We start from the raw sequence: 21725 nt of genomic DNA on the forward strand, positions 1-21725 counted from the left end.
GCCAGGGTGGGCGGCTAGGGGACAAGCCACGCGAAGCGGGCAGTGCGGCGTGCGCGCCCGGGGGCGATCGGCGCGGCCCCCTGCCGTCCGGGGGCGGGGCGCGGGAGGATCCCGTCATGGACCATGACTCCGATCCCTTCACGGCCGCCGACTACGCCGCCCGGATGGCCGCCGCCGCGCAGGCCGCCGCCGACGCGGGACTGGCCGGCCTGCTGGTCGCCCCCGGGCCCGACCTGGCCCACCTCACCGGTTACCGGCCCGTCGACACCGAGCGGATGACCCTGCTCGTCCTCGCGGCCGGCCAGGACCCCGTCCTCGTCGTCCCCGCGCTGGAAGCCCCCGACGCGGCGAAGTCCCCCGGCGCGGGCGCGCTGACCCTGCGGGACTGGGCCGACGGGAAGAACCCGTATGCCGTGGCCTCCCCGCTGCTGGACGTGACCGGCCGCTTCGGGGTCAGCGACAACGCCTGGGCGCTGCATCTGCTGGGCTTGCAGAAGGAGTTGCCGACGACCTCGTACGTCTCGCTGACCGACGCGCTGCCGATGCTGCGCGCCGTCAAGGACGAGCGTGAGCTCGCCCGGCTCGCGGCGGCCGGCGAGGCGGCGGACGCCGCGTACGCGCAGATCCTCCATGTGCCCTTCGCCGGACGCCGGGAGAGCGACGTCGCCGTCGACCTGGCCGCGCTGCTGCGCGTGCACGGCCACTCCCAGGTGGACTTCACCGTCGTCGGCTCCGGCCCGAACGGCGCCAACCCGCACCACGAAGCCGGCGACCGGGTCATCGAGCACGGGGACATGGTGGTCCTCGACTTCGGCGGCCTCAAGCACGGTTACGGCTCCGACATCTCCCGCACCGTCCACGTCGGCGAGCCCACCGAGGAGGAGCAGCGCGTCCACGACATCGTCCGCGAGGCCCAGTTGGCGGGTGTGGCGGCGGCCCGGCCGGGGGCCGCCTGCCAGGACGTGGACCGGGCGGCGCGCGCGGTGATCACCGAGTTCGGCTACGGCGAGCAGTTCATCCACCGCACGGGCCACGGCATCGGAGTCACCACGCACGAGCCGCCGTACATGGTGGAAGGGGAGGAGCAGGTCCTCGTCCCCGGCATGTGCTTCTCCGTGGAGCCGGGGATCTACCTCCCCGGGCGGTTCGGAGTCCGCATCGAGGACATCATCACCGTCACCGAGGAGGGCTGCCGCAGCTTCAACAACGCCTCCCGGGAGCTGGCCGTCGTGGAGTAGGCGCGGCAGGGGGGCCTCGCCCTCGCCGGGGTTCAGGCCCCGGCGAGGACCAGGCGGTAGCCGTAGTCGACGCTCTCCCGCTCCAGCAGGGCGGCGTGGCGCCGCTGCCAGGCACCCGACCGCAGGTCCTCGCGGAGCCGGGCGACCGCCGGCTCCACGACGGAGGCCGGCAGCGTCGCGAAGGTGGAGCTGGCAGCCCGTACGGCCGGGTCGAGGTAGGACTCGGGCCGGCGCCAGAAGGCGGCCCGGAAACCGTCGGTGTAGTCGTGCGGGACGGGGAAGGGCAGCACGGTGTGCGCGTCCAGTTCCCCGGTCACCACGGAGAGCGGGGTGAACCGGGAGTCCTCCAGGTGCCCGATCTCCGGGAGGTACTCCTCGAAGAACCACAGCTTCGTCCGGTGCGCCGGATCCCACGTGAAGACGGCCTGGCGTCGGGAGACCCGCCGCAGTTCCGCCAGCCCGCGCGCGGCGTCGGGCCAGTGGTGGACGGTCATCACGGCCATCGCGGCGTCGAACGCCCCGTCCCTGAAGGGTAGTTGCTCGGCGCTTGCCCTGACCTTGCGGGTCCCGGGGTGCTGGTCGAGCATGACCCGGGACGGCTCCACGGCCGTCACCGTGCGATCCCGGGGCTCGTACGAACCGGCGCCTGCGCCGACGTTGACGACCGTCCGGGCGTCCCCCAGCGCGCCCGCGATCAGCGCCGCCAGCCGGGGGTCGGGCCGCCTGACCTGCCGGTAACCCGCCCCGATCAGGTCGTACGTTGCCGCGTAACCCTCGGCCGGGTGTCCGTCGCCGCCCGCGGGAGATTCGATCTTCATGGAGCCGATCCCATCAAACGGCCCCGGGCCTCCGCGACCGGGTTTACGGGCCCAGCACCACCGCCGACTCGCCCGGTACGTGGACGCGCCCGTCGGCGCCCGGATGCTCGACGGGGAGCCAAGCGGCCAGCACCCGGACCCCGTTGCGGCCCAGTGCGACGGTGACCGGCTCCGCGGAGAGGTTCACCACCACGCGGACGTCGCCCCGGCGGAACGTCAGCCAGCGGCGCTCCTCGTCATGGGCGATCCGCAGCGCCGCCAGATCGGGATCGCGCAGGTCGGAGTGGGTACGGCGGAGCGCGATCAGGGCGCGGTACCACTCCAGCAGCCGGGCGTGCGACTCCCGGCCGGGCTCGGCCCAGTCCAGGCAGGAGCGGTCCCGGGTGGCCGGGTCCTGCGGGTCGGGGATCTCCTCCGCCTTCCAGCCGTGCTCCGCGAACTCCCGCCGCCTGCCCGCCCGTACGGCCTCGGCGAGCTCGGGATCGGGGTGGTCGGTGAAGTACTGCCACGGCGTTCCGGCCCCCCACTCCTCGCCCATGAACAGCATCGGCACGAACGGCCCGGTCAGCGCCACCGTCGCCGCGCACGCCAGCAGCCCGGGGGACAGGGAGGCCGAGAGCCGGTCGCCGAGCGCGCGGTTGCCGATCTGGTCGTGGGTCTGGGTGTAGCCGAGGAAGCGGTGCGCCGGAGTGCGGCCGCGGTCCACCGCGCGGCCGTGGTGGCGGCCGCGGAAGGAGGACCAGGTCCCGTCGTGGAAGAAGGCCCGGGTCATGGTCTTGGCGAGGGCGCCGAGCGGGGCCTCGGCGAAGTCCGCGTAGTACGCCTGGGACTCGCCGGTCAGCGCGCAGTGCAGGGCGTGGTGGAAGTCGTCGTTCCACTGCGCGTGCAGGCCCAGGCCCCCGGCGGCACGCGGGGTCGTGGTGCGCGGGTCGCAGCGGTCCGACTCCGCGATCAGGAACAGCGGCCGGCCGGTCTCGGCGGCCAGCTCGTCCACCGCCGCGGCCAGCTCCTCCAGGAAGGTCAGCGCCCGGTCGTCGGCGAGCGCGTGCACCGCGTCGAGGCGCAGCCCGTCGATCCGGTAGTCGCGCAGCCAGGCCAGCGCGCTGCCCAGGAGGTACGCGCGCACCTCGTCGGAGCCGGGCGCGTCCAGGTTCACCGCCGCGCCCCAGGGGGTGTGGTGGGTCTCGGTGAAGTACGGGCCGAAGACGGGCAGGTGGTTGCCGGAGGGGCCGAGGTGGTTGTGGACCACGTCGAGCACCACGCCGAGCCCGGCGGTGTGCGCGGCCTCCACGAACCGGACCAGCCCGGCCGGGCCCCCGTAGGGCTCGTGCACCGCCCACGGCGCGACCCCGTCGTACCCCCAGCCGTGCCGCCCGGGGAAGGAGCAGACCGGCATCAGCTCGACGTGGGTGACGCCGAGTCCGGCGAGGTGGCCGAGGCGCGCGGCGGCGGAGTCGAAGGTGCCCTCGGGGGTGAAGGTGCCGACGTGCAGCTCGTACAGGACGGCGTCCTGGAGCGGCACCCGGGGGGAGGGAGCCGGCTCGGCGGGGGTGAGCGAGGCGAAGTCGACCACCGCCGAGAGCCCGTCGGGCCCCTCCGGCAGGCGACGGCCGCGCGGGTCCGGGCGTACGGGGCGCGCGGGGTGGTCGGCGGCCGCGAGGTCCGCGCGGTGTCCGGGGTCCGGGAGGTGTCCCGGGTGTACCGGGTCGCGCGGATCGTCCCCGGGAACGGGAGCCTCCGGGCCGCCGCCCAGCTGGAACCCGTAGCGGGATCCGTCCCGTGCCCCGGCCTCCACGACCCACCACCCGTCGCGCCCCGGATCGCGCTCCATCGCGTACGCGGCCCCGTCGAGCCGCAGTGCGACCCGGTCTGTCAGCGGTGCCCACACCTCGAACTGCACGGACGGTCCCCTCGTCTGGCGGTGGTACCCCAACCTGCGTGTCCGGGCCATCATCCCCGGCCCGTCGCGGGAGTTCTGGACACTCTGCCCCCGACAGGCCGACAATCACCTGGTGACGTCGAGTTTCGAGTTCCCCGCCTTCCCCGCCCCGCGGCTTTCCGATGCCGAGCGCGACCGCGCCCTGGGCCAGCTCAGGGAGGGTGCCGCCGTCGGCAAGTTGTCGCACGACACCTTCCTGCGCCGCATGGAACTCGCCCTCGTCGCCCGCCGTTCCGAGGACCTCGCCGTGCTCACCGCGGACCTGGAGGGCCGGGAGGCCGGGGAGAGCCCGTGGACCCGCCGGCTGTTCGGCTGGGTGGGGCGCGTCTCCGCCGTGTCCGTGGGCGTACGGCGGGCCTGGGCCGCGGAGAAGCTGCCCACGCTGCTCCTCCCGCACCCGAGCGCCGGTCCGCTGCGGATCGGCCGCGACCCGGGCAACGGGCTGCGCCTGAGCCACGAGACGGTCTCGCGGGCCCACGCGGAACTGGGCATCCGGGACGGCGTCTGGGTGGTGCGGGACCTCGGCTCGACGAACGGGACCACGGTGAACGGACGCCGGGTGACGGGCTCGGCGGTGGTGCGGGACGGCGACCAGATCGGCTTCGGACGGATGACCTTCAGGCTGTCGGCCGGCTGAGGCTCCGGGCGCGGGCCGGTGGCGCGGGACCCGGCCGGCGGGCGGGTGCGGGCCGTGCGGAGGATGTCACTCATGGAACACACGTCTGCCGCCCCCGTCGTACGGCCCGCGCGCCCCGAGGACCTGCCCCGCCTGGTCGAGCTCATGCGGGAGCACATGCTGTACGAGAAGTCGGCGTCCCGCCCGGCCGGTCTCGCCGACCGGCTCGGCGCTCGGCTGTTCGCCGACGGGTCCCGGCTGTGGGTGCTGCTGGCCGAGACCCCGCGCGGCGAGGTCGCCGGGTACGCCGCCTGCTCGGCCGAGTTCTCCTTCTGGGAGGCCCGCGACTACCTCCACTTGGACTGCCTCTACCTGGCCGAGGAGGCCCGCGGCCACGGCCTCGGCGCCGCCCTGGTGGACGGGGTGGCCGCACTCGCCCGTGAGCGGCGCCTGGGCCGCGTCGAGTGGCAGACGCCCGACTGGAACGAGGGCGCGATCCGCTTCTACGACCGGCTCGGGGCCACCGGCAAGCCGAAGCTCCGGTACGCCCTGCCGGTGGAGTAGCCCGCGCCGGAGGGTGGCCGGGCGCGGGGCCGCCCCCGCCTACCGGCCGGCTGCCACGAGCCGGTCGTAGGCCGCCAGGACGACCCGGGACTGGTGCTCCACCTGCGTGGCCACCGGGACCCAGCGCGCCTGGAAGCGGTCCGCGAACTCCTCGCACCACCCCGTGACGAGCCGGTCCGCGGCAGGCGCCGCCGGCTGCCCCTGGGCGCGCAGCACCCGCAGCAGCATCGCCGCGGCGCGCAGCGAGAGCCGTCGGCCGAAGGCGTCGATGCTCCCGATGTACGCCGCCGTCGCCTCGGCGGGAGCCCCGGGGCCCGTCCACTCGGCGCTGATCCGGGGGATCAGCGCGAGCGTCCAGTCCACCGCGCGGAGCAGGGTCGCGGCGGTCGGATCCGTACCGCCGGCCGCGCCCTCGCGCAGGGCCGCCACCCGCGCGGCGTCGGCGGTGAGCCGGCCGTCCAGGACGCGCAGGGCGCCGCGGGGGTCGGGGTGCGGTGCCGGGTCGTCGACCAGGTCCGAGGCCCACATGGGGACTTCGACGATCGCGGTGGTGCCGGCGTGGCGGTGGGCGTGGTACCAGGTGCTGAGCCGGGTGTCCTCGGGGTGGAACGGCCCGTCGGCCGTGGTCCCGGGCTCGGGCATCACGAAGATCCCCGCCCCCGGCGAGGGCCAGCCCGAGGCGTCGGACGCGCTGGTCTCGACCGGGATGCGCAGCTCGGCGGCCGATTTGCCGAAGGGCTCGGCGAGACCGGGTATGTCCCGGGTGAGCTGCACCCAGGAGCCGCCGAGATCGGTGCCGTGCAGGGAGACCTGGAGGGCGGGGCGGAGCTCGTCGATGACCCGGGTCAGGGCTACGGTCTCGGGTGGGAGACGGTCCGGGGGCAGTAAAGACGGCGCCCACTCCGGCTGTTCGGGCCCGGGCGGCCGGAAGAAGTTCCGGTGGTAGTCGAGCAGGGAGTACGGGCGGGGAGTGCGGTGCAGGGCCGCACCGTCGGGGTCGGCGCAGAGCAGGAAGTGCCAGGTGGCTCCGCCGGCGGGTACGCGGATCAGGTGCCGGGCGAGCGCGAGGGCGGTGGCCCCGCCGACGGGCTCGTTGGCGTGGGCGCCGGCGACGACGAGCACGTTCGCAGCGGCGGGGGAAGCGGTCGCGGCCGTCGTCGTGGAGCCCACGGAGAGCAGCCACAGGGGTTCCCCGGCCCGGGACGCGCCGATCTGGCGGAGCCGGGCCAGGGCGGGGTGTTCATCGGCCATGGCGCGGGCGGCCAGGGCCAGTTCGTAGGGGGTGGGGTAGCACATGTCACGGATGAGGGTCACAGGTGATCCCATGCCCGCCGTGAGCCTGCCCTAGCCGTGTTCGCCGGGCCCGGGAACCGCGCGGGGCCGTCCCCTACCTGCCCTTCGCCCGTTCCCCGGGTTCGGACCGGACCCGCGCCGCACACGCCGGCGAGGCTGGGTTCCGCGCCGGACGGGCTGGAAAATCCAGCCCGTCCGGCGTTTGAGGACCGGGGTCCGGGGGCGGAGCCCCGGGAAACGGCGAAAGGGCGGGGCGGGGAGCAGCTCAGGCCCGGGCCGGGTCCTCCCGGAGAAGGACGGCTACCGGGGTGGTGTCGCCCAGGAGTTCCGCGAGCGGCAGCTCGCCCGCGTACGAGGCCGCGGCCCCCGCGGCCCCGGCCCCGAGGAGCGGCAGCCGCCGCCAGCGTCCCGGCGGCAGGGGCAGGGCCGTGTTCCGCCAGCCCCCGGCGAGGGCCAGCCCGTGCGACAGGCGGGTGGCCGCCACCACCAGGCCGGCCGAGCGGGCGAAGGCCACGCAGTGCTCCGCCGCCGGGCCCCGGGCGAGCAGCGGCGCGTAGCCGGCGAACAGCCCGGGCCGGCTCCGGCGCAGCCGCAGCAGGGCGGCGGTGAGGGCCAGCTTCTCCTCGGCCGCCCCGGACGGCGCGGCCCCCGCGTCCAGTCGGGCCAAGGCCTCCCGGGGGAAGCGGGCGGGCGCCCGGTTGTCCGGGTCGACCAGGGCCCGGTACTCCGTCTCCGCGCCCTGGTAGACCTCCGGGACCCCGGGCATGGCCAGGTGCAGCAGCGCCGCCCCGAGCAGGTTGGCGCGGGCCGCCGCCGCCAGGGGCCCGGTCGGCTCGAGTGCGGCCGCCGGGATGTGGTCCAGGACCGTGGCCTCGTACGCCGGGTCCTGCTCGGTCCACGTGGTGTGCAGGGCCGCTTCGCGGACGGCCTTCAGCAGGGCCTGCCAGAGGCGCTCGCGGCGCACCACGGGGTTGCCGCCGCCCCCGAGTCCGAAGGCCGTCTGCCAGGCCACCCAGGCGAGTTGGGGATCCGCTCCGGCCGGCTCCGGTACGGACTCCGGGTCCTGCGAGAGCACCGAGATCCGCGCCCGGACGTCCGCGCTGCGCTTCGTGTCGTGCGTGGTCAGCACCGTCCCGGCGGCGGGCCACAGCCTCGCCCGTTCGGCGCAGTACGCGTGGAACTCCGCCACCGTGACCGCCGGAGCCCCCGGATCCCCGCCCACCTCGGTGGCCGACAGCAGCGGGGCGTACCGGTAGAAGGCCCTGTCCTCGAGGGACTTGGCGCGCAGGGCCGCCGAGGTCTGGGCGAAGCGGGCCGCGAAGGCCGGATCCCGCAGCAGCAGCTCGCGTACGCCGGCCACCGGGCCCGCACCCGCCCGGGCGGCGGCCCGTTCCAGGGCCTCGGGCGAGAGCTCCGGATCGCCGGGGTAGGGCCGGTAGACGGGATAGGCGACGAGCAACTCACGTACAGCCGAGGCGAGTTCTGTACCGGACAGCCGTTCCAGGGTGGCCAGCTCGGCGGCCAGGTCCCCGGTCAGGACCTCCCGGGCGCTCGCCGCGGCCGTCCGCTCCCACCGGGGCTGCCCGGTCGCCTCGCGGAACCGGGCGTCGAGCCGTGCGGCGCCGGCCGGATCGGTCAGCACCCCGTCCACCCGGTACAGCGCGTCGTACCCGGTGGTGCCGGCCACCGGCCAGGTGGGGGCCAGCCGTTCCTCGCGGGCCAGGATCTTCTCGACCACCACCCAGCAGTCCCCGCCGACGGCGTCCCGCAGTCGCCGCAGGTAGCCCCCGGGGTCGGCCAGGCCGTCCACGTGGTCGATCCGCAGCCCCTCGGCGACCCCGTCCCGTACCAGTTCCAGCACCTTCGCGTGGGTGACGGCGAAGACCTCGGGGTCCTCGACGCGGACCCCGATCAGCTCCGAAATGGTGAAGAAGCGGCGGTAGTTGAGGCCGGTCCGGGCCTCCCGCCAGTGCGCCGGCCGGTACCACTGGGCGGCGAGCAGCGCCGCCGGCTCCAGCCCGGCCGTGCCCTCCCGGAGCGGGAACTCCAGCTTCCCGATGCGCAGCACGGCCCGGTCGACCGGCCCCGCGGCCCCCGCCTCGACGGAGACCTCTGCGATCTCGACGGATCCCGGATCCAGCGGCTCCGCGAGCACGGGCAGCAGCAGCTGTCCTCCGCCCGCCTCCCAGTCGATGTCGAACCAGCGCGCGTACGGCGAGCCGGGACCCTCCCGGGCCACCTCCCACAAGGGCCGGTTGAGGCGGAGGGGGGCCGGCAGTGCCATGTGGTTCGGCACGATGTCGAGCACCAGTGCGAGCCCGTGCGCCCGGGCCTCGGCGGCCAGGGCCCGCAGTCCGTCCTCGCCGCCCAGCTCCACCCGGACCCGCGTGTGGTCGGTGACGTCGTACCCGTGGGCCGAGCCGGGCACCGCCTCCAGCACGGGGGACAGGTGCAGGTGGGACACTCCGAGCGACGCGAGGTACGGTACGACGTCCCGCGCGTCGCCGAAGGTGAACTCGGGGCGGAGCTGAAGGCGGTAGGTCGACGCCGGGGTGGCGGTCGGTGGTGCATCGGGTTCGGGCCGGTTGAACTCGGGACGGGTGCGACCGGTGCGCGGGGGCAGGCTCATGAGAACGTACGTACCCAGGATGCGGGATTCCGTGCCATTACCCAATGCATCCGGGTGACTGCACCGGGTTAACGTTGCTCAAGTGTTTGGAACCGTCAACACCTATCGAAAAGTCATCGCCCTGACCGGGCCCCTACTCCCGCTCATCTCCTTCCTCGCCCGACTGCCCGTCGCGATGGCGCAGTTCGGCAGCGTCCTGCTGGTCGCCGAGACCAGCGGCTCCCTCGCCACCGCGGGCATAGTCGGCGGCACCCTTTCCGCCGGACAGGTGGTCTTCGGACCCGTCCTGGGCCGGCTCGCCGACCGGCACGGGCAGCGCCCCGTCGTCCTGGCGGCCGCCGCGGTCAACGCGGTGGCGACCGCCGCCCTGGTGGCCGGGGCCCTCTCGGACCTCGCGACCGTCCCGCTCGCCGCGATCGGCTTCGTCACCGGGGCCTCCGTCCCGCTGATCGGACCGCTCGCCCGTACCCGCTCCGTGGCCCTGGCCCACCGTGCCAAGTCCGACGAGGGCGTCGTGGGCGCCATCCACTCCCTCGAGGGCACCCTCGACGAGGTCTCCTTCGTCTTCGGGCCCGCCCTCGTGGGCCTGGCCACCCTCGCCCTGCACCCGGCCATCGCCCTCGGCGGCGCGGCCGCCCTCGTCGCCGTCTTCGGCACGCTCTACGCGGTGCACCCGACCGCCGCCGTCACGGCCGCAGTGCCCGCCGGAGCCCGCCGGGAGAAGGAGCGCTCCCGGGTCCGCCCGCCGCGCGTGGTCTTCGCGGTACGGGGCTCCCTCGCCCTCCAGGGCGCCATGTTCGGTGCCTGCCAGGCCGGAATCGCCGCCCTTACCGCACAGTTGGGCGTCCCCGGCCAGGCCGGCATCGTGTACGCGGCCATGGGGGTCGTCAGCGCCGCCGTCGGCCTCTCGCTCGGCGCGCTGCCCGCCCGCTTCGGCCTGCGGCTGCGCTGGCGGTGGGCCACGGCCGCCGCGCTCGTGTTCTCCGTGCCGCTGCTCTTCACCGAGACGCTGTGGCCGCTGTACGTGGTCGTGACCGTGCTCGGAGCCGCCTACGCCCCGCACCTGATCACCGCCTTCGCCATCACCGAGCGCGCGGTGAGCCCGGACCGGCTCGCCGAGTCGATGGCCTTCGCCGCCAGCTCGCTCGTCGCCGGCCAGGCCGCCTCGCTCGCCGTCTCCGGGCGGCTCGCCGAGTGGTACGGGCCCGCCGCCGCCTTCGCGGTGGCCGTGGGGGCGGCCGCCCTGTGCCTGGTCCTGGCCCTGGTCACCCGAGTGCCGGCGGCCCGTACGCACGCTCCGGTGACTTCCGGCGGGGGCGCCTTCCTTCCGGACGCCGTCCTGGAAGGCGCCGCCTACGCCGGGCGCTGAAGCACCACCAGGCACCGTCCTGTCAGTGGCACCCGGTCCCCGGCCGCGTACTGCGGCCCGGTACCGGGTGCCAGTACCTCAGGCCGCGCCGTGTCGACGATCAGGCGCCACTGGCTGCCGTGTCCGGCCGGGATCGTGAAGTCCTGCGGTTCGGCGCCCGCGTTGAACATCAGCAGGAACGAGTCGTCGGTGATCCGCTCCCCGCGGGTGCCGGGCTCCGAGATGGCCTCCCCGTTCAGGAACACGGCCAGCGCCCGCGCGTGCTGGGCCTGCCAGTCGCGGGCCCGCATCTCCTCGCCGTGCGGGGTGAACCAGGCGATGTCCGAGAGCTCGTCGTGCGTCCCCTCCACCGGCCGTCCGTGGAAGAACCGGCGCCGCCGGAACACCGGGTGCTCCCGCCGCAGCCACACCATCCGCCGGGTGAACTCCAGCAGCGCGGGGGCCGGCTTGCCGGGTTCCGGCCAGGTCACCCACGACAGCTCGTTGTCCTGGCAGTAGGCGTTGTTGTTGCCGCCCTGGGTGCGGGCGAACTCGTCGCCGTGGCTGATCATCGGCACGCCCTGCGAAAGCATCAGCGTGGCGATGAAGTTGCGCATCTGGCGCTCGCGCAGCTCCCCGATCTCCGGGTCCTCCGTCGGCCCCTCCACCCCGCAGTTCCAGGAGCGGTTGTGGGTCTCTCCGTCCCGATTCCCCTCGCGGTTCGCCTCGTTGTGCTTCTCGTTGTACGAGACCAGGTCGTTCAGGGTGAAACCGTCGTGGCAGGTGGTGAAGTTGATCGAGGCCAGCGGCCGCCGGCCGTCGTCCTGGTAGAGGTCGGAGGAGCCCGTCAGCCGGCCCGCGAACTCCGCGAGCGTGCGCGGCTGCCCGCGCCACAAGTCCCGTACGGTGTCGCGGTACTTGCCGTTCCACTCGGTCCACAGGGGCGGGAAGTTGCCCACCTGGTAGCCGCCCTCGCCCAGGTCCCACGGCTCCGCGATCAGCTTGACCTGGCTGACCACCGGATCCTGCTGCACCAGGTCGAAGAACGAGGACAGCCGGTCCACCTCGTGGAACTGGCGGGCCAGCGTGGCCGCCAGGTCGAAGCGGAAACCGTCCACGTGCATCTCGGTGACCCAGTAGCGCAGCGAGTCCATGATGAGCTGGAGCACGTGCGGGGAGCGCATCAGCAGCGAGTTCCCGGTGCCGGTGGTGTCCATGTAGTGCCGGGGGTCGTCCGCGAGGCGGTAGTACGAGGCGTTGTCCAGTCCCCGGAAGGACAGCGTCGGGCCCAGGTGGTTCCCCTCGGCGGTGTGGTTGTAGACCACGTCGAGGATCACCTCGATGCCGGCCTCGTGCAGGGCCCGGACGGCCGACTTGAACTCCAGCACCTGCTGGCCGCGGTCGCCCGAGGCGTAGCCGTTGTGGGGCGCGAAGAAGCCGATGGTGTTGTAGCCCCAGTAGTTGCTGAGCCCGTCGTCCACCAGCCGGTGGTCATTGACGAACTGGTGTACGGGCATCAGCTCCAGCGCCGTCACCCCCAGCTTGGTCAGGTGCCCGATGACCGCCGGGTGCGCGAGCGCCCCGTACGTGCCGCGCAGCTCCTCGGGGAGGTCCGGATGACGCATGGTCAGGCCCTTCACGTGGGCCTCGTAGAGCACGGTGTGGTGGTACTCGTGGCGCGGCGGCCGGTCGTTGGCCCAGTCGAAGTACGGGTTGACCACGACCGAACTCATGCTCTTGGGCGCGGAGTCCAGATCGTTGCGGGAGTCGGGCCGGCCGAAGTGGTAGCCGTACACCTCCTCGCCCCAGTCGACGCTCCCCGCGACGGCCCGCGCGTACGGGTCCAGGAGCAGCTTCGCCGCGTTGCAGCGACGGCCGCGCTCGGGCTCGTACGGGCCGTGCACCCGGAATCCGTACCGCTGGCCGGGCATGATGCCCGGCAGGTAGGCGTGCCGGACGAACGCGTCGGTCTCGCGCAGTTCGATCGCGGTCTCCGAACCGTCGTCGTGCAGCAGACACAGCTCGATGCGTCGGGCGGCCTCCGAATAGACCGCGAAGTTGGTGCCGGCGCCGTCGTACGTGGCACCGAGCGGATACGCCTGTCCCGGCCAGACCTGCATAGAAAACGACTCTTCCCCTCGGTGTCGGGCTGATCCGGCGTGGACCACGTACTGCCAGATCTTCCCCGAAAGAGGGCTTCCACGCGGGGACTTGGGCGGGTCCTACCGGGTGACCCGGAGAGCTGATAAGAGGGTGGGCCGACCATGGGGAGATCCGATCGTCGGCAGAGCGGATAATGGGCCAACGGACGGCTCGGGTACGGACCGTGAGCCCGCGTCGGGCCGCAGGGGCCCGCATCGGGCTGCAGGGTGCCGCGCGCGCGGAGTACCCTTCCGTGATCACTGGAGACGGGCGTCCAGACGCAGGAGGCGGTGCACGGGTGAGCTCGGGAGGTCTGGAGCTGCCCCCTGGTGACAGCGGTCACGAGGGCGGCCCGGCGGACGCCGCGGGCGGGACGGTCGGCGGGATCCCCGCCGGAGCCGTGTCGCTGGCCCCGCCGGAGACCGGTGGGACCGGGAAGGCGCAGGCGGGAGCCGGTGCCGAGCTGGACTGGGGCGCGGACGCCTGGAGCGAGGTCCGGACCCGGGCCCAGCGCGCCGGGCGTGCGTACATCTGGCTGAACCTGATCGAACAGCGGCTGCGTTCCGTGGTCGGAGCGGTGCTCCGGCCGGTCTACGAGCCCGTGCACGGCGGGGACGACTGGGTGGTGGCGGCCGCGGGCCCCGCCGGCCAGGAGTGGGTGCAGCGCGCGGTCGCCGTGCGCGAGGTCAGCCGCCGCAAGGGCTACCTGCTGGACTCCGCCGACGACAACGTGCTGAGCTTCCTCACCCTGCCGCAACTGCGCGAACTGATGGTCCAGCACTGGCCCTGCTTCGAGCCGTACTTCGACGACCGGCGCGAGATCGAGCAGGCGCTGGACGAACTGGAGGTCACGCGCAACGTCGTCTCCCGCAACCGCGCCCTGTCGCGGGCCGTCCTGGAACAGGCCGAGCGGGCGTCGGCGCGGCTGCTGGAGGTACTGGGCGGCGGCGCGGGCTCGCCGGCGGCGGACCGGCTGCCCATCGACGCCGTGGAGGACCTGGTCGGCGACCGGTACGCGGACGTCATCTCCGTCCACCCCGACCGGGTGCGGCTGCAGCGCCAGCTCCCGGCGGAGGACCTCTTCGGCGGCGCGCGACGGCTGGACGCCATCGGCATAGGGCTCAACCTGCTGGTCCAGAACTTCTCGGGCCGCAGACTCGTACGCCTCGCCGAGGCGGGCTGCCGGGTGCGGCTGCTGTTCCTGAACCCGGCGAGCAGCGCGGTCAAGCGGCGCGAGCGGGAGCTCGGCCTGCGCAAGGGCGAGCTGAGCCGGTCGGTGGAGATGAACATCCTGCACGTGCGACGGGTCCGGGCGGGCCTGCGCGACGCGTCGGGCTTCGAGATCCACGTCTTCGACGAGACCCCTCGCTTCACCGCGTACCTGGTGGAGGGCGAGTCCTCGGGCATCGCGGTGGTCCAGTCGTACCTGCGCCGGGCCCGGGGCATGGAGGCGCCGGTCCTGGTCCTGCGGGGCGGCGGGCGGGCCTCGCAGGTGCGGCCCGGCCACGAGCACGGGCTGTTCCCGACCTACCGGGAGGAATTCGAGTCGATCTGGCAGGACTCCCGCCCGGTGTCGTGAGCGGTGGCGGCCGCCCCCGGCTCCGGGGCTGTCAGTGGCCCGTGGCAGGCTGAAAGCCGTTGACGTAGCGGGACGGGTACGGGGGGCGCGCGATGGGGGAATGGGCGGGGGACTGGATGGGGGACTGGCACGGCGGGCCGATGGTGGCGTTCGATCTGGAGACGACGGGGACCGACATCGAGTCCGACCGGATCGTGACGGCGGCCGTCGTCGCCGTTGGGCCGGACGGGCACGTGGCGCGGGAGCGGACGTGGCTGGTCGATCCGGGCGTTCCCATCCCGGAGCAGGCCTCGGCCATCCACGGCATCTCCACCGACCACGCCCGTTCCCGGGGGATGGCGGCGGCTCCGGCGATCGAGGAGATCGCCGGGACGCTCGTGGAGGCGCTGAGCTCGGGAACACCGCTGGTGGTGATGAACGCGCGGTACGACCTGACCCTGTTGGACCGCGAGTGCCGCCGCCACGGGATCCGTCCGCTGGGCGAGCGCTGGCCGGCGAGGTCCGCCCCGCCCGTCATCGACCCCCTGGTCCTGGACAAGCACGCGGACCGCTACCGCAAGGGGCGGCGGACGCTCCAGGCCCTCTGCGAGCACTACGGCGTGACCCTGGAGGCGGCGCACGACGCGGGTGCGGACGCGCTGGCGGCGGCCCGCGCCGCGCGGCGGATGGGTGCCGTGCACGCGGCGATAGGGACGGTCGCCCTGGCGGACCTGCACGAGCTCCAGATCCGCGCGGCTGCCGAGCAGGCGGCCTCGCTGCAGAGCTACCTGCGGCGCACCTCGGACCCCGAGGCGATAGTCGAGCGGGCCTGGCCCGTCGTGCCGTACCGGGTCTGACGCGCGAGGGGCGGGGTCCTACCGCAGCAGCCAGTCGCGGGTCAGCTCCATGACCTCGGCGCGGCTGCGGCCGCCGTGGTCGGCGGCGATGAGGTGGTCTCCGATCCGCATGGAGTAGACGATCATGCAGCGGACCTCGACCTCGTCCTCGTCGGCGCAGAACGCGCCGAACAGCGAACGCAGGTAGTCCATGCGGCGGTTGTCCACGCGCCGCAGCCGCGCCGCGACGGACTCGTCGCGCCGGGCCCAGTCGCGGATCGCGAGCTCGGCCGCCACGCCCTGCGTCGGCCCCTCGGCGACCGAGACGATCGCGAACAGCCGCTTCAGTCTGGCCCTGGCGTCTCCGCCCGCGCCATCGACCTGTTCGATCACGACCTGGGCGGCCTCGTGCTCCCAGGTCTCGAGCATCTCGGCGAGCAGGGCGTCACGGTTGCCGAAGTGCCCGTAGAAGCCGCCCTTCGTGACGCCGAGGGACTGTGCGAGCGACTCGATCCGGACCGCCTCGGGGCCCCCGGCGGCGAGCGCCCGCAGTCCCTCTTCGATCCAGCCGCGCCGCGGCGTGCGGGTCGCGCCCACGATGTCTCCCCGTCCTGCACGAGTTTGATCTATACGGTGCCGTATAGATCGGCTAACCTTCTTCTATACGGCATCGTATAGATAGGGGCTTGCTCATGAGACTCCCCAGTACCGCGCACACCGACCGTCCCTGGCGGATCCACGAGATCGCCGGAGACTTCCACCTCGAGGACGTGTGGGAGCTGCCGACGCCCGGCGGCCCGGACGACCTCGAACGGCTCGTGCGCCAGTTCGCGAGCGGCGGAGACCCCGTCCCCTCCTTCGTGGGCCGCGCGCTCTTCGCGATCCGCTGGAAGCTCGGGGCCCTCTTCGGCTGGGACAAGCCCGCCGACGGCGTCGGGGGCCGGGTGGCGACGCTGCGCGACCGGCTGCCGGCGGACCTGCGCGAGGGTCCCCGTGGGCCCGACCTCGGCTCGGTCCCGTTCAGCTCCGTCTACCAGACGCACGACGAGTGGGCGGCGGAGACGGCCAACCGGACCGTGCACGGCGTGATGCACATCAGCTGGGTCCCGGACGGCAGCGGCGGCTACCGCGGCCAGATGGCGGTCCTGGTCAAGCCCAACGGCCTGCTCGGCGCCGTCTACATGCTGGGCATCAAGCCCTTCCGCTATCTGGGCGTGTACCCGGCGATGATCCGCGGCATCGGCCGCGAGTGGCAGGACCGTTCGGTCTCCGGTGCGGGCTGATCCGGGGGAGACGTGCTCACGGGGCCGGCCACCGGTCGCGGTAGACGATGTGGATCCCGCTGCCGGCGCTGACGGTGTTGTCGTAGGCGCCCAGCGTCGCGCAGTAGTGCCGGTGGTCGGGGTGGGCGAAGACGTACCCGGGGCCCTGGTGGGCGACGTCGGCGAAGAACCGCGCGGTGTCGGCGAAGAGTTTGGCGCTCCCCGTCATGAACAGCGTCCCGGCGTGGACGTGCTGGTGGAACCGGTCCCGGTTCTCCGCGTGGCGCCGCTCCGGCCAGGGGTCGACCACCGGGGTGGAGGAGGCCGGTCCGGGAAGGTCCGCGGTCCGCGGCCGGCCCGGGCCCAACCGGGCCCGCAGCTCCTTCCAGCGCGAGGGCGCGAACTGGAGCGAGTGGTGAAGGAGGACCAGGTCGCGGCCCGGTGCCCCGGTGTCGGGGTCGGTGCGCCGCAGGGGCAGGTGGACCAGCGAGCGCGGGGAGGTGGCCGCGAGCGACCACAGCCCGGCGATGAGCTGCGCGGCCCCCTGGTCGACCTGGACGTGCAGGCGCCAGTTGCCGTCCGACAGGACCGCGCGGGCCGGCGGGCGGGCCGGGCGGATCACCTTGAACTCCAGCGGGCCGAGCCGGGCCCGGTGGATGGTGAGGGGCAGTTTCATAGGGGTAAAGGGATACGGCACCGCTAGAACGGGTGCCAGCGGATTTCCGGGTCCCCCTCGCGCAGGGAGGCCACCCGGCGGCGGAACTCGGCCAGGGCCCTGGGGTTGGCCGGGGCGTGCTGGGAGACCCAGGCGCAGCTCGCCGTTTCGCGGGCGCCGCGCAGGACCGCGCAGCCCTCCCAGTCGCGGACGTCCCAGCCGTACGCCGCCGTGAACTCCTCGTACGAGGCGCCGGGCAGTCCGTACCGGTCGCGGGAGAGGGCCATCACCACCAGGTCGTGTTCGCGCAGGTCGGCGGAGACCGTCTCCAGGTCGACGAGCACCGGCCCGTCCGGGCCCACGTGGACGTTGCGGGGCAGCGCGTCGCCGTGGATCGGGCCCCGCGCGAGGTGCGGGGTGAGGGCGGCGACCTGTGCGGCGTACCCGTCGCGGCGGGACCGCAGGTACGCGGCGTCCGCCGGATCGATCGCCCCGCCCGCCAGTCGCAGCCAGCGCTCGACCCCGCCCAGCAGATCGCGCGGGGGCAGTGCGAAGGGGGGCGCGGGCAAGGCATGGATCAGCCGCAGCAGCGCCGCGAGGTCCGCCGGGCCGGCCGGGCGGACGGCGTCGGGGAGCCGGTGCCACAACGTCACCGGGTGTCCGTCCACCAGCCGGGGCTCCGGCTCGGCCGCGCGGACCGCGGGGATCCCGGACTCCGCCAGCCAGCCCGCCACCGCGAGCTCCAACCGGGCGCGCGGCAGCAGCGCGGCCTCCCGGCCGACCTTGGCGACCAGGCCGTCGTCGAGCGCGAAGACGGCGTTCTCGCCGAGGGCCAGCAGTCGGGGGGCGGGCGACCCCGCCCGTGCCAGGCCCGCCGCCGCCAGGGCCTCCCGGGCGTTTGCCTCGTCCATGCCGTCTCTCCGCAGTCCGTCCGTGCTCATGACCGGACAAGTTTCGCATCCGGCCCGTCCTTGCGGATTGCCCCCAACAGGTTGCACGAGACGTCTCGTCTCGTTATCTTCTCCTCATGACCACGACCCCGAAGCCCGCCCACATCGCCATGTTCTCCATCGCCGCCGCCGGCCACGTGAACCCGAGCATCGAAGTGATCCGCGAACTGGTCGCCCGTGGCCACCGCGTCAGCTACGCCATCCCCGCCGCGTACGCCGACAAGATCGCCGAGACCGGTGCCACCCCGGTGATCTGGAACTCCACGCTGCCCACCGACGAGGACCCCGACGCGTGGGGCACCGAACTCATCGACAACATCGAGCCCTTCCTCGCCGACGCCGTCCAGGCCCTCCCGCAGCTCGCGGCCGCCTTCGACGGCGACGAGCCGGACCTCGTCCTCCACGACATCACCGCCTATCCCGCGATCGTCCTCGCCCACCGCTGGCGCGTCCCCGCGGTCTCCCTCTCCCCGACCCTGGTCGCCTGGACCGGCTACGAGGAAGAGGTCGCCGGGCCGATGACCGCCGAACTGCGGGCGTCCGAGCGCGGGAAGGCGTACTACGCCCGCTTCCGCGCCTGGCTCGACGAGAACGGCATCGACGAGGACAGCGACCGCTTCGTGGGCCGCCCCCGGCGCAGCGTCGTACTCATCCCGCGCGCCCTCCAGCCCCACGCCGACCGGGTCGACGAGGCCGTGTACACCTTCGTCGGCGCCTGCCAGGGCGACCGCAGCGCCACCCAGGGCACCTGGACGCCCCCCGCGGGAGCCGAGGGGAAGAAGGTCCTCCTGGTCTCCTTCGGGTCCACCTTCACCAAGCAGCCCGCCTTCTACCGGGCCTGCGTGGAGGCCTTCGGGGACCTGCCCGACTGGCACGTGGTGCTCCAGATCGGCAAGTTCACCGACGAGGCCGAGCTCGGCGCGGTCCCCGCCAACGTCGAAGTCCACCGCTGGGTTCCCCAACTGGACATCCTGAGGCGGGCCGACGCCTTCATCACCCACGCGGGCACGGGCGGCTGCCAGGAAGGCCTGGCCACCGGCACCCCAATGGTCGCGGTCCCGCAGGCCGTCGACCAGTTCGGCAACGCCGACATGCTGGCCGCCCTCGGTGTCGCCCGGCACGTCCCGATGGCCGAGGCGGACGCCGCGACCCTGCGCCAAGCCGTCCTCGCCCTGGTCGCCGACCCGGAGGTGGCCGCCCGCGCGGACCGGATCCGCCGCGACATGGCGACCGAGGGCGGCACCCGGCGGGCGGCCGACCTGATCGAGGCCGAACTGCCCGCATGACCGGCACTGTCAGGGGCGAGGCCTATCGTGCGGACATGACCAAGAAGACCAAGGCGAAGTACGCGGCGCTGCTCCGGGGCATCAACGTCGGCGGAAGCAAGAAGGTCCCGATGGCCGAGCTGCGCCAGGTCCTGGACGGCCTCGGCCACGAGGACGCGCAGACGTACCTCCAGAGCGGCAACGCCGTCTTCACCAGTACGACGGGCAAGCCCCCGACCGCCCTCGCCCGCGACCTGGAGGCCGCCATCGAAGCCCACTACGGCTTCCGGGTCGCCTGCCTGGTGGTCGACGGCGCCTACCTGCGCGCCGTCGCCGACGCCTGCCCCTTCCCGGCCGCCGACCTCGAAGGCAAACAGCTCCACGTCACCTTCTGCTCCGAGCAGCCCGCCGAGTCCCGCTTCGCCTCGATCGACGCCCCCGCGTACCTCCCCGAGGAGTACCGGGTGGGCGACCGCGTCATCTACCTCTACGCCCCGAACGGCCTGGGCCGCTCCAAACTCGGCGAGGCCCTCGCGAAGCCGGCGGTGGTCAAGGGCCTGGACGTGACCACCCGCAACTGGAACACGGTCGCCAAGCTCGTGGAACTCACGCGGGACTGACGCACGGACTTCACCGGCCTCGCCCACCGCACCACCGCGGACCCCGAGCCCCGGGACGCGGCCGCCCACCGGTGGGCGCCGCTCAGTCCGCCAGCCCGTTCAGCAGGGTCATCTCGTGCGGGGTCAGGCGGACCGTGGCCGCGTCCAGGTTCTCCGACAGGTGGCCCACGGAGCCCGTGCCCGGAGTGGGGCACAGGACCGGGGAGTGCTGGAGGAGCCAGGCCAGGGCGATCTGGCCGGTGGACGCGCCGTGTTCGGCGGCGACCGCCGTCAGCGCGGCGGCGCTCTCGCGGGTCAGGGCGCCGCTGCCCAGCGGGTAGTACGGGAGGAAGGCGATGCCGCGCTCCTCGCACAGGGCGAGGAGTTCCGCCGAGGAGCGGTCCAGCAGGTTGTACGGGTTCTGGACCGAGGCCACCGGCACCAGGGCCAGGGCCTGCCGGAGCTGGTCCGCCGTCACCGTGTTCAGCCCGATGTGGCGGATCTTGCCCTCCGCCCGGAGCTCGGCCAGCGTGCCCAGCTGTTCCGCCGGCGGGACGGCCGGGTCGAAGCGGTGGAGCTGGTACAGGTCGATCCGGTCCAGCCGGAGCCTGCGCAGGCTCGCCTCGCACATGGAACGCAGGTCCTCCGGGCGGCCCGCCGCGTGCCACTCGTCGGGGCCGGTGCGCACCACCCCGCCCTTGGTGGAGACCACCAGCCGCTCCCCGTACGGGTGGAGGGCCTCGGCGACCAGCTCCTCGGCCAGGTGGGGGCCGTAGTTGTCGGCGGTGTCTATCAGGGTGACCCCGCGTGCGACGGCGGTGCGCAGCAGCGCGACCGATGCGGGGCGGGCGGCGCGCGGACCCCAGTAGCCGGCGCCGACCAGGCCGCCGGTGCCGAGTCCGAGGCGGCGTACCGGCAGGTCCCCGCCGAGGGCGAACGTCTCATCCACGTCAACAGACATGGCCCGACGGTAACCCAGGCCCGCCGATGTGCCAGGCTCGTGGCATGCGTTACATCATCATCGGCGCCGGAGCGATCGGCGCGACCATCGGCGGACGGCTCGCGGAATCCGGCAACGAGGTCGTCCTCGTCGCGCGCGGCCCGCACGCGGAGGCCCTGCGGACGAACGGGCTGCGGCTCACGACGGCCGACGGGGAGCGCGTGCACCGGCTGCCCGTGGTCACGGCCCCGGCCGAGCTGGGCGAACTGCGCGCCGACGACGTGCTGTTGCTGACCGTGAAGACCCAGGACGCACTGGCCGCGCTCGACGCGTGGGCCCACGCGGAGGTCGCGGGCGGCGGTACGGCCGCGCAGCGGCTGCCGGTGCTGTGCGCGCAGAACGGCGTGGAGAGCGAACGCCTCGCCCTACGGCGCTTCGCGCGCGTGTACGGGGTCTGCGTGTGGTTGCCGGCGACCTTCCTGGAGCCCGGCGTGGTCTCCGCGGTGTGTGCTCCGCTGACCGGGATCCTGCACCTCGGGAAGGCCGCCGGGGGCGCCGACGGGCGGGCCCGGCGGATCGCGGCAGACCTGGAGAAGGCCGGGTTCGGGGCGCCGGTCGTCGAGGACGTGATGCGGTGGAAGTACGCCAAGCTGCTGGGCAACCTGGGCAACGCGATCCAGGCGACGACCGGTCCCGAGCCGGAGCCCGCCAAGGCGGCGCTGCTGCTGCGGGCCGTGCGCGAGGCGAAGGCCGCTTTCGCGGCCGCGGGGATCGCCTGGGCCTCGGAGGCCGAGCAGTCCGCGGCGCGCGACGGCAAGGTGGAGGCGCCGGCCGGGGCGGTGCGGGGCGGGTCGTCCTGGCAGAGCCTGGCGCGGGGGACCGGGTCGGTGGAGGCGGACTACCTCAACGGGGAGGTCGTCCTGCTGGGGCGGCTGCACGGGGTCGCTACGCCGGTCAACGACACGCTGCGGCACGCGGCGAACATCTTCGCGCGGGAGGGCTTGCCGCCCGGGGCGATGTCCGTCGAGGACCTGACGGCCCTGGCCGACGAGGCCGCGGCACGCGCTTAGCCG

18 protein-coding genes and 1 pseudogene are annotated in these 21725 nt (G+C 74.0%); 10 read left to right on the forward strand and 9 right to left on the reverse strand.

The window, feature by feature from the left end; all coding sequences use genetic code 11:
- Window positions 1-116: 116 nt before the first annotated feature.
- The gene (locus AC6CKD_RS16000; RefSeq protein ID WP_498327982.1) at window positions 117-1238 is read left to right on the forward strand and encodes a M24 family metallopeptidase; all 1122 of its coding nucleotides are present in this window, start codon (window positions 117-119) and stop codon (window positions 1236-1238) included.
- A 32-nt stretch (window positions 1239-1270) separates the two neighbouring features.
- Here AC6CKD_RS16000 and AC6CKD_RS16005 read toward each other — a convergent pair whose 3' ends face one another.
- Together AC6CKD_RS16005 and treZ are read right to left on the reverse strand one after the other, a co-directional pair.
- A complete protein-coding gene (locus AC6CKD_RS16005) occupies window positions 1271-2056 on the reverse strand; it encodes a class I SAM-dependent methyltransferase (RefSeq protein ID WP_498327983.1) in 786 nt (261 codons plus the stop codon).
- Window positions 2057-2099: 43 nt separating this feature from the next.
- Window positions 2100-3956, reverse strand: coding sequence for a malto-oligosyltrehalose trehalohydrolase (treZ, locus tag AC6CKD_RS16010; protein ID WP_498327984.1), 1857 nt, complete (start codon window positions 3954-3956; stop codon window positions 2100-2102).
- A 112-nt stretch (window positions 3957-4068) separates the two neighbouring features.
- On the opposite strand from treZ, the gene AC6CKD_RS16015 reads away from it, so the two are divergent.
- The gene (locus AC6CKD_RS16015) at window positions 4069-4632 is read left to right on the forward strand and encodes an FHA domain-containing protein (protein ID WP_498327985.1); all 564 of its coding nucleotides are present in this window, start codon (window positions 4069-4071) and stop codon (window positions 4630-4632) included.
- A 72-nt stretch (window positions 4633-4704) separates the two neighbouring features.
- The gene (locus tag AC6CKD_RS16020) at window positions 4705-5175 is read left to right on the forward strand and encodes a GNAT family N-acetyltransferase (RefSeq protein WP_498327986.1); all 471 of its coding nucleotides are present in this window, start codon (window positions 4705-4707) and stop codon (window positions 5173-5175) included.
- A 39-nt stretch (window positions 5176-5214) separates the two neighbouring features.
- Here the strand turns inward: AC6CKD_RS16020 and AC6CKD_RS16025 are convergent, their stop codons facing one another.
- Together AC6CKD_RS16025 and treY are read right to left on the reverse strand one after the other, a co-directional pair.
- The gene (locus AC6CKD_RS16025; RefSeq protein ID WP_498327987.1) at window positions 5215-6489 is read right to left on the reverse strand and encodes a M14 family zinc carboxypeptidase; all 1275 of its coding nucleotides are present in this window, start codon (window positions 6487-6489) and stop codon (window positions 5215-5217) included.
- A gap of 244 nt (window positions 6490-6733) precedes the next feature.
- Window positions 6734-9097 carry a malto-oligosyltrehalose synthase gene (treY, locus tag AC6CKD_RS16030; protein WP_498327988.1) on the reverse strand — a complete coding sequence of 788 codons (2364 nt, stop codon included), beginning with the start codon at window positions 9095-9097 and terminating at the stop codon, window positions 6734-6736.
- Window positions 9098-9179: 82 nt separating this feature from the next.
- On the opposite strand from treY, the gene AC6CKD_RS16035 reads away from it, so the two are divergent.
- Entirely contained in the window at window positions 9180-10466 is a 1287-nt protein-coding gene (locus AC6CKD_RS16035) for an MFS transporter (protein ID WP_498327990.1), read from the forward strand.
- Here AC6CKD_RS16035 and glgX read toward each other — a convergent pair.
- Complete coding sequence (glgX, locus tag AC6CKD_RS16040; RefSeq protein ID WP_498327991.1) at window positions 10451-12565, reverse strand: glycogen debranching protein GlgX; 2115 nt, start codon at window positions 12563-12565, stop codon at window positions 10451-10453. The genes AC6CKD_RS16035 and glgX overlap by 16 nt on opposite strands.
- 320 nt (window positions 12566-12885) lie before the next feature.
- Between glgX and AC6CKD_RS16045 the strand changes: the two genes are divergently transcribed.
- Window positions 12886-14166, forward strand: coding sequence for a DUF5919 domain-containing protein (locus AC6CKD_RS16045; protein ID WP_498327992.1), 1281 nt, complete (start codon window positions 12886-12888; stop codon window positions 14164-14166).
- A gap of 92 nt (window positions 14167-14258) precedes the next feature.
- On the forward strand, window positions 14259-15002 hold the full coding sequence (locus AC6CKD_RS16050; protein WP_498327993.1) for an exonuclease domain-containing protein: 744 nt from the start codon (window positions 14259-14261) through the stop codon (window positions 15000-15002).
- An 18-nt stretch (window positions 15003-15020) separates the two neighbouring features.
- On the opposite strand, the gene AC6CKD_RS16055 is transcribed toward AC6CKD_RS16050, so the two are convergent.
- Complete coding sequence (locus AC6CKD_RS16055) at window positions 15021-15578, reverse strand: TetR/AcrR family transcriptional regulator (RefSeq protein ID WP_498327994.1); 558 nt, start codon at window positions 15576-15578, stop codon at window positions 15021-15023.
- A gap of 95 nt (window positions 15579-15673) precedes the next feature.
- On the opposite strand from AC6CKD_RS16055, the gene AC6CKD_RS16060 reads away from it, so the two are divergent.
- Window positions 15674-16264: a DUF2867 domain-containing protein gene (locus AC6CKD_RS16060; RefSeq protein WP_498327996.1), complete on the forward strand. Its 591-nt coding sequence runs from the start codon at window positions 15674-15676 to the stop codon at window positions 16262-16264.
- Between the two features lie 16 nt (window positions 16265-16280).
- Here the strand turns inward: AC6CKD_RS16060 and AC6CKD_RS16065 are convergent, their stop codons facing one another.
- Window positions 16281-16919 carry a hypothetical protein gene (locus AC6CKD_RS16065; protein WP_498327998.1) on the reverse strand — a complete coding sequence of 213 codons (639 nt, stop codon included), beginning with the start codon at window positions 16917-16919 and terminating at the stop codon, window positions 16281-16283.
- A 23-nt stretch (window positions 16920-16942) separates the two neighbouring features.
- A complete protein-coding gene (locus AC6CKD_RS16070) occupies window positions 16943-17809 on the reverse strand; it encodes a phosphotransferase enzyme family protein (protein ID WP_498327999.1) in 867 nt (288 codons plus the stop codon).
- 66 nt (window positions 17810-17875) lie between these two features.
- On the opposite strand from AC6CKD_RS16070, the pseudogene mgt reads away from it, so the two are divergent.
- Together mgt and AC6CKD_RS16080 are read left to right on the forward strand one after the other, a co-directional pair.
- Window positions 17876-19134, forward strand: a pseudogene (mgt, locus tag AC6CKD_RS16075) (macrolide-inactivating glycosyltransferase).
- A gap of 35 nt (window positions 19135-19169) precedes the next feature.
- Window positions 19170-19733, forward strand: coding sequence for a DUF1697 domain-containing protein (locus AC6CKD_RS16080; RefSeq protein ID WP_498328000.1), 564 nt, complete (start codon window positions 19170-19172; stop codon window positions 19731-19733).
- Between the two features lie 82 nt (window positions 19734-19815).
- On the opposite strand, the gene AC6CKD_RS16085 is transcribed toward AC6CKD_RS16080, so the two are convergent.
- Window positions 19816-20673 (reverse strand): aldo/keto reductase, encoded by an 858-nt coding sequence (locus tag AC6CKD_RS16085; protein ID WP_498328001.1) that lies wholly within the window; start codon window positions 20671-20673, stop codon window positions 19816-19818.
- Window positions 20674-20717: 44 nt separating this feature from the next.
- On the opposite strand from AC6CKD_RS16085, the gene AC6CKD_RS16090 reads away from it, so the two are divergent.
- Window positions 20718-21722: a ketopantoate reductase family protein gene (locus tag AC6CKD_RS16090; protein WP_498328002.1), complete on the forward strand. Its 1005-nt coding sequence runs from the start codon at window positions 20718-20720 to the stop codon at window positions 21720-21722.
- Window positions 21723-21725 lie beyond the last annotated feature (3 nt).

The organism is Streptomyces sp. GQ60 (assembly GCF_059758875.1).